Below are 7,554 nucleotides of genomic sequence, written 5' to 3'. Positions count from 1 at the left end.
AAACCTGATTGACCTCGCGCGCCATCTGACGCAGCACTTTGGCGTGCTTGTCTTTGATGCGTAGGCGCAGGGTTTTGGTGCAATCCATGCTGTGGATTATGATTGGTTTAGCACGGCTACGTTCATTTGGATACTTCGGGTAGTATGCAAGGTGCCCCTTTGCTCAAAGCCAAGGCCCTGCTGCTGGCCATTTCTAATATCTTAAAACAAGAAAACCGCTCTTTGCAGGTGCTGCTGTTTGGCTCCAGTGGCCAACTCTGTGAGTTTACGATGGATAAGCAAAATAATGCCGTGGGTTTATTAAAATTTTTGCAACAAGGTTTTGGTGGTGGCACTGATTTTGAAACTCCACTGCGCCACGCGCTCAATATAATTCAGCAACAGCCAAACTACCACAAAGCCGATGTGCTAATGATTTCAGATGGCGATTGCCAGCTTTCAGCACAGTTTAACGCAGAACTGAAGCTAAAAAAGCAGCAGCTTGATGCTTCTATTTATTCAGTGTTGTGTGCGGGCCATCGGATAACAGACAGCTTTAGCGATGAAGTGGTAGTGCTATAATTTTTACCATTAACATAAACTTTATAATATATGAAAACAATCTCAACTCTTGTATCAGACCAAGTAAGCCAAGCTCTGGAAATTTCTCTGCGCGGCGCGCAAGAGCTATTGCCGCAAGAAGAATGGCTGAAGAAATTGCAGCGCTCCGAGGCCAGCGGCCAGCCCCTGCGTATCAAATTGGGCCTAGACCCCACCGCCCCCGACATCCACATCGGCCATACCGTGGTGCTGAACAAGCTACGTCAATTGCAGGATTTGGGCCACCAAGTCATCTTTTTGATTGGGGATTTCACCAGTTTGATTGGCGACCCTTCTGGGCGCAACAGCACCCGGCCCCCACTCACGCCGGAGCAAATCAAGGCCAATGCCGAAACCTACTACCAACAAGCCAGCTTGGTGCTAGACCCTGCGCGCACCGAAATCCGCTACAACAGCGAATGGTGCGAGCCACTCGGGGCCAGTGGCATGATTCAGTTGGCGGCCAAATACACCGTGGCGCGCATGATGGAGCGTGATGATTTTCACAAACGCTTCCACAGCGGCCAATCCATCAGTGTGCATGAGTTTTTGTACCCACTGATGCAGGGCTACGACTCGGTAGCGCTCAAGTCAGACTTGGAATTGGGCGGCACGGACCAAAAATTTAACCTGCTAATGGGCCGCCACTTGCAGGAAGAATACGGCCAAGAACCACAATGCGTACTCACCATGCCGCTGCTGGTGGGCTTGGATGGTGTGGACAAAATGTCCAAGTCCAAAAACAACTACATCGGCATTACCGAAGAGGCCAATAGCATGTTTGCCAAGGTGCTGTCCATCTCGGACACGCTGATGTGGGATTGGTACACCCTGTTGTCGTTCAAGAGCTTGGCCGAAATTGCCGCGCTCAAGACCGAAGTGGCCGCTGGGCGCAACCCCAAAGAAGCCAAGGTGCTGCTGGCCAAAGAAATCACCGCCCGTTTTCACAGCGTGGCCGCTGCCGATGCGGCTGAACAAGACTTTATCAACCGTAGCAAGGGCGGCGTGCCCGAGGACATCCCAGAAGTCAGCTTGACTGGCGCACCTTTGGGTATTGGCGCGCTGCTCAAGCAGGCCAACTTGGCCCCCTCCACCAGCGAAGCCAACCGCCTGATTGATGGCGGTGGCGTGCGTGTCGATGGTAGCGTGGTCAGTGACCGAGGTTTGAAGTTAGCGGCTGGCACCTATGTAGTGCAGGTGGGTAAGCGCAAGTTTGCCCGCGTGGCACTGGCTTAAAGCGTTGGCTTAGGCGGCCAAGTTTTGCTGGGCGCGAAAAAACGGCAAATAAGAGCGATCCACCTTGCAGATATGGTGAATAAGCCACTCTTTGAGAAAGCCCAAAGTCTCAAAAGTGACTTCTTCGCCGTCTTCAAAGCGCAGTAGTAAGTTCATGGCTTTGCCGGTAAAGCCGTCGTGTTCGGCCTTGTGCGCCGGGGTTTCGGGGTAGGCATGGTGCTGGAACATCACCTCTTCCACAATAAAGTGGTTGTGGGTGTAGTCCACCAGTCCCTCTAGCACCTCGCCCACGGCTTCGCGCCGGGGTTGCGGCTGAGACAACTCGTTGTGCAGCTGGTTGGTCAGGTGTACCAGCCAACGGTGCTGGCCATCGATTTCTTCAAAACCCAATTCCAGCTCGGGGGTCCACGGCATGAAGCTCATCGGTGTTCTCCTGTAGGTGTTTGGCAAAAGCATTCAGCAAAAACCTTGCCCGCGTGGGTGTAAAAACCCTGATGTTTCAAGGCTTTTGGATTTTTGTTTGATTTACATCAAAAAAATCTATTTTTTACGCATACCCAAGAGCGTCCATCTTGGGGCTGTAGGCCGCTCAGGTGGTTAAAAATACGCTACAGCCAGCAGGCGCGCAAAGTTTTTTTCATCCTATCGTTCTAACCACGACAACCTTATGACAACAGCACTGGACATCCTCATCATGGCGGCAGGTAAAGGGACGCGCATGAAAAGCCGCCGCCCCAAAGTGTTGCACCGTCTGGCAGGGCGCGCTTTGTTGCAGCATGTGCTGGATACCGCTGCCCCCTTGCGGCCGCGCAGCGCCATCGTGATTACCGGCCACGAGGCCGAGCAGGTAGAAGCAGCTATCAGCAGCGCGCACCATGCTGATGCCAGCTTTGCCCTGAAGTTTGCCCGCCAAGAGCCCCAATTGGGCACCGGCCATGCGGTGCAGCAAGCCGTGCCCTTGCTGGCCGGTGATGGCACCGTGTTGGTGCTATCGGGTGATGTGCCCCTGACCCAATTTGAAACCCTGCGTGACTTGATTGCCGCCGCACAAAGCGTAGCGGGTGGTGCGCTGGCGTTGCTCAGTGTCACCTTGCCCGACCCCACTGGCTATGGGCGCATCGTGCGCGCCGCCGATGGTACGGTGCAGGGCATTGTGGAACACAAAGATGCCAGCACTGCCCAACGCAGTATTACCGAGATTTACAGTGGCATCATGGCTGTGCCAGCCCAACGGTTGGCGGGGTGGCTGGCACGCCTTACCAACGCTAACGCCCAAGGCGAGTATTACCTGACCGATATTGTGGCGATGGCAGTGCAAGATGGCGTGCCGGTGGTAGGCCACTGCATTGCAGATGCTTTGCAGGTGGCGGGGGTCAACAGTCCCTTGCAACTGGCTGAATTAGAACGCGCCCACCAATTACGCCAAGCCCGTAGCCTGATGGAGCAAGGCGTGCGCTTGGCCGACCCGGCACGCTTTGACCTGCGCGACGATGTGCGTTCTGGCACCAAAGCCGCGCTGCTATGCGGCCAAGATGTAGAAATTGATGTTGGCTGCATCTTTACCGGACGGGTAGAACTGGGTGAAGGCGTGCAAATTGGCGCGCATTGCTGCATTGCCAATGCGCGCATTGCCGCTGGGGCCGTCATCCACCCCTATACGCATATAGATGGCGAGCAACTCGGAGCCAGTGTGGGCGAGGGCGCTTTGATTGGCCCGTTTGCCCGTTTGCGCCCCGGTGCTGAATTGGGGCGCGAAGTGCATATTGGCAATTTTGTCGAAGTGAAAAACAGCACGCTGGCCGCTGGTGCCAAAGCCAACCACTTGGCCTATTTGGGCGATGCCACGGTGGGCGAGCGTGTCAATTACGGCGCAGGCAGCATCACGGCCAATTACGACGGAGCCAACAAACACCGCACCATCATTGAGGCCGATGTGCATGTGGGCAGCAATTGCGTTTTGGTAGCCCCTATCACCATTGGTGCCGGTGGCACCGTGGGCGCAGGCAGCACCCTGAGCAAAGATGCCCCACCCGGGGCCTTGAGTGTGGCGCGTGGCAAGGCCATCAGCATTGCAAAATGGCAACGCCCAGCCAAGCAAGTCAAAAAAAGCTAAATGCTCCCCCTTGACGAAGTAGCACAACTGCGCGCCCAGTTGGCTGAACGCGAGCGCCAACTGGCCGAGTTGGCCCCAGCCTACGAGGATTTTTTGCGCGCCATATCGCACGACTTGCGCGCCCCATTGCGCCATATCACCTCCTATGGCAGCTTATTGCAGGAAGTATTGCAAGAAGCGGGTTTGCAAGGACAGGCACAAGCAGAAGCCAATGAGTTTTTGGCCACCATGCAGCAATCGGCGCAACGCATGGGCAAAATGCTCGATGGCCTGCTGGCGCTGTCGCGCATTGTGCGCGCCCCGCTACACCTGCAAGCCGTGCCGCTGGCCGAGTTGCTGGCCCAAGTGCAAGCCGAATTGGCCGGGCGTGCAGGGCAACGGGTGGTGGTGTGGCAACTGCAAGTGCAACCTGCCCAGGTGCAAGCCGATGCCGCTCTGCTGCGCCAATTGCTGTGGCAGTTACTGGACAACGCCCTGAAATTTACCCAGCCCTGCGCTCAAGCCGAGATTACAGTGGCCTGTTGGCAAAGCGTCGATAAGCAAGTGCATCTGCGCGTGCAAGACAACGGGGTCGGTTTTAACCAGTCGCGGGCTACTGGCTTGTTCGGCTTGTTTCAACGCCTGCACCGCGAGGGCGAGTTTGACGGCGTAGGCGCTGGTTTGGCCGCTGTGCGCGCCATTGCCCAGCGCCACGGGGGCCAAGTGCAAGCCAGCGCACAATTGGGGCAAGGTTGCACCATCACGGTGATGTGGCCGGGCTAACGCACAATGGCAAGCATGAGCAAACATCCTCCCGCACCTATCCAATTTGAGCCTGAATTTATCGCTGGTTTGAAAGAGATTTTTGAGCAGCGCATCGTCTTTAACCAGATACTGGGCTTAAAAATTGTCACCCTGCTGCCCGAGCGCGTGGTGGCCCGTATCGCCATGAAGCCGGATTTGGTCGGCCACTTTGCCTACAACCGGGTGCATGGTGGCGTGATTAGTGCTGGGCTAGATGCCACCGGCGCACTGGCGGTGATGGCCGCTATCGGTGCCAAGCACCTGGACGAGCCTCCGGCGCGGCGCTTAGAGCGCTTTCATAAATTGGGCACGATAGACTTGCGCGTGGACTACCTGCGCCCCGGCATCGGCACGCATTTTGAGCTGCACGCCCAAGTGTTGCGCTTAGGCTCGCGCGTGGCCAGTACGCGCATGGAGTTTTTTGGGCCAGAGGGCCAATTGATGTCTGCTGGCGCGGCGGCTTACATCGTCTCTTAAAGCACCACGGCGCTCAGACAGCAGGTGCTTACTCGGGTAACGCTTGGGGCAGGGGCCGTGGGCGGCCTTCGTGGTCGATAGCCACATAGGTCAGTTTGGCCTCGGTCACTTTCACATAGCGGCCTTGGTCGGTGCAACACTCGGCAAACACCTCTACCAGCACCGTGATGGAGGTTTTACCGATACGCACCACTTTGGAGTAAAACGACAACAAATCGCCCACGCGCACCGGCTGTTTGAAAATAAACTCATTCACCGCCACCGTGGCCATGCGCCCGCGTGCATAACGGTTGGGCAAAATAGAACCGGCCACATCCACTTGGGCCATCACCCAACCGCCAAAAATATCGCCATTGACATTGCAATCGGCAGGCATGGGCACGACTTTCAGCACCAATTCCATATCGGTGGGCAGTTGCACCTTGGGTAAACGGGCGGGGGCGACGGTACAGGTAGAAGACATAGGCACAATCTCGATGAACAAAATAACTTAAAGCATTGTCTACTATGCGCCACCACGGCCACAGCACCCCTCCAGCGCCTCCCGACACCACTGGCACCCCACCCCGCTCCGATTGGGCTACGCTTGCGCGCCTGCTGCCCTATCTGTGGCAATACAAATGGCGCGTGTTGGCCGCGATTGTGTTTATGCTGGCGGCCAAGCTGGCCAATGTCGGCGTGCCGCTATTGCTGAAAAATTTGGTCGATGCCATGTCGATTCAGCCGGGCCAGCCTGCTGCCCTGTTGGTGGTGCCGGTGGGCTTGCTGCTGGCCTATGGGGGCTTGCGCTTGTCCACTTCGTTTTTTACCGAACTGCGCGAACTGGTATTTTCTAAAGCCACCCAAGGTGCCGCACGCGCGATTGCACTGCAAACCTTTGAGCATCTGCACGCCTTGAGCTTGCGCTTTCATTTAGAGCGCCAAACCGGCGGCATGACGCGCGACATCGAGCGCGGCGTGCGCGGCATCGAGTCTCTGGTGTCGTTCTCGTTGTTCAACATTGGCGCAACCCTGATTGAAGTGCTGCTGGTGTTGTCGGTGTTGGGGGTGAAGTTTGACCTGTGGTTTGCGGGCATTACCTTGGCCGCGCTGGTGTGCTATATCGCTTTTACGGTGTGGGTGACCGAGTGGCGCACCCAGTTTCGCCGCCAAGCCAACGAGTTTGATTCTGCCGCACACAGCAAAGCGATTGATTCGCTGCTGAACTATGAAACCGTGAAATACTTCAACAACGAAGGTTTTGAAGCCCAACGCTACGACGAAAGCCTGCAACGCCTGCGCGAAGCGCGCCTGAAGGCGCAAACCACGCTGTCGATGCTCAATGCCGGGCAACAAATCATCATTGCTGTGGGCTTGGTCGCCATGCTCTGGCGCGCTACCGAGGGCGTGGCCGCTGGCCGTATGACACTGGGCGACTTGGTGATGGTGAATGCCTTCATGATTCAGCTCTACATTCCGCTCAACTTTTTGGGCGTGATGTACCGCGAAATCAAACAAAGCCTGACCGACTTGGACAAAATGTTCACCCTGATGGACCGCGAGCGCGAAGTGGCCGATGCCCCCAGCGCACAAGCCTTGATGGTGCCGCCCGCAGGGGCCGCCGTGCGCTTTGACAACGTCCACTTTGCCTATGACTCGGCCCGCCCTATCCTCAAGGGCATCAGCTTTGAGGTGCCCGCCGGTAAAACCGTGGCCGTGGTGGGGCCGTCTGGCTCGGGCAAATCGACCTTGGCCCGCTTGTTGTTCCGCTTTTACGACATCCAACAAGGCAGCATTTGCATTGCCGGGCAAGAGTTGCGCCACATCACCCAAGCCAGCGTGCGCCAAGCCATCGGCATCGTGCCGCAAGATACCGTACTGTTTAACGACACGGTGGAATACAACATCGCCTATGGCCGCCCCGGAGCCAGCCATACCGAGGTCGAAGAAGCCGCACGCGCGGCGCGTATCCACGACTTTATCGCTGGTACGCCCAAGGGCTATGCCACGATGGTGGGCGAGCGCGGCCTCAAGCTCTCGGGCGGCGAAAAGCAGCGCGTGGCCATTGCCCGCACTTTGCTGAAAAATCCGCCGATTTTGATTTTTGACGAAGCCACCAGCGCACTGGACTCGGCCAACGAGCGCGCTATTCAAGCCGAATTGAGCAGCGTAGCGCAAAACAAGACCGCACTGGTGATAGCGCACCGCCTGTCCACGGTGGTCGATGCCCACGAAATTTTGGTGATGGAAGCTGGCCAAATCATCGAGCGCGGCACCCATGCCCAACTGCTGGCCGCCAATGGCCGTTATGCCACCATGTGGGCCTTGCAACAAAGCGGCGAGGCTGCCTAAAACCTTGCCACGCCTGTGCTATACCACCGCATTTC

Annotated in this window: 8 protein-coding genes; 6 read left to right on the top strand and 2 right to left on the bottom strand. The window is 56.8% G+C overall.

Features of this window, described 5'->3' with window-relative positions; all coding sequences use genetic code 11:
• Positions 1–126: 126 nt before the first annotated feature.
• A complete protein-coding gene (locus tag PHX60_RS05565) occupies positions 127–561 on the top strand; it encodes a VWA domain-containing protein (protein WP_300075642.1) in 435 nt (144 codons plus the stop codon).
• 30 nt (positions 562–591) lie between these two features.
• Entirely contained in the window at positions 592–1,815 is a 1,224-nt protein-coding gene (gene tyrS / locus PHX60_RS05560) for a tyrosine--tRNA ligase (RefSeq protein WP_300075640.1), read from the top strand.
• 9 nt (positions 1,816–1,824) lie between these two features.
• Here the strand turns inward: tyrS and PHX60_RS05555 are convergent, their stop codons facing one another.
• On the bottom strand, positions 1,825–2,238 hold the full coding sequence (locus PHX60_RS05555) for a bacteriohemerythrin (protein ID WP_300075638.1): 414 nt from the start codon (positions 2,236–2,238) through the stop codon (positions 1,825–1,827).
• A 244-nt stretch (positions 2,239–2,482) separates the two neighbouring features.
• Between PHX60_RS05555 and glmU the strand changes: the two genes are divergently transcribed.
• The 3 genes from glmU to PHX60_RS05540 are packed head-to-tail and all read left to right on the top strand — an operon-like array spanning position 2,483 to position 5,188.
• The gene (gene glmU / locus PHX60_RS05550; RefSeq protein WP_300075636.1) at positions 2,483–3,928 is read left to right on the top strand and encodes a bifunctional UDP-N-acetylglucosamine diphosphorylase/glucosamine-1-phosphate N-acetyltransferase GlmU; all 1,446 of its coding nucleotides are present in this window, start codon (positions 2,483–2,485) and stop codon (positions 3,926–3,928) included.
• Positions 3,929–4,690 (top strand): ATP-binding protein, encoded by a 762-nt coding sequence (locus tag PHX60_RS05545; RefSeq protein ID WP_300075634.1) that lies wholly within the window; start codon positions 3,929–3,931, stop codon positions 4,688–4,690. It abuts the gene before it with no gap.
• A gap of 15 nt (positions 4,691–4,705) precedes the next feature.
• The gene (locus PHX60_RS05540; RefSeq protein WP_300075632.1) at positions 4,706–5,188 is read left to right on the top strand and encodes a thioesterase family protein; all 483 of its coding nucleotides are present in this window, start codon (positions 4,706–4,708) and stop codon (positions 5,186–5,188) included.
• A gap of 28 nt (positions 5,189–5,216) precedes the next feature.
• On the opposite strand, the gene PHX60_RS05535 is transcribed toward PHX60_RS05540, so the two are convergent.
• Positions 5,217–5,651 carry an acyl-CoA thioesterase gene (locus PHX60_RS05535; RefSeq protein ID WP_300075630.1) on the bottom strand — a complete coding sequence of 145 codons (435 nt, stop codon included), beginning with the start codon at positions 5,649–5,651 and terminating at the stop codon, positions 5,217–5,219.
• Positions 5,652–5,695: 44 nt separating this feature from the next.
• Here PHX60_RS05535 and PHX60_RS05530 point away from each other — a divergent pair, with 44 nt between their 5' ends.
• Positions 5,696–7,519: an ABC transporter ATP-binding protein/permease gene (locus tag PHX60_RS05530; protein ID WP_300075652.1), complete on the top strand. Its 1,824-nt coding sequence runs from the start codon at positions 5,696–5,698 to the stop codon at positions 7,517–7,519.
• The last annotated feature ends 35 nt before the right edge of the window (positions 7,520–7,554 follow it).

It is taken from the genome of Giesbergeria sp., assembly GCF_028686475.1.
In the GTDB taxonomy this organism is placed as follows: Bacteria; Pseudomonadota; Gammaproteobacteria; order Burkholderiales; family Burkholderiaceae_C; genus Simplicispira.
Note: the sequence above shows the minus strand (reverse complement) of the source record. Positions and strands in the feature narration are given on the sequence as shown.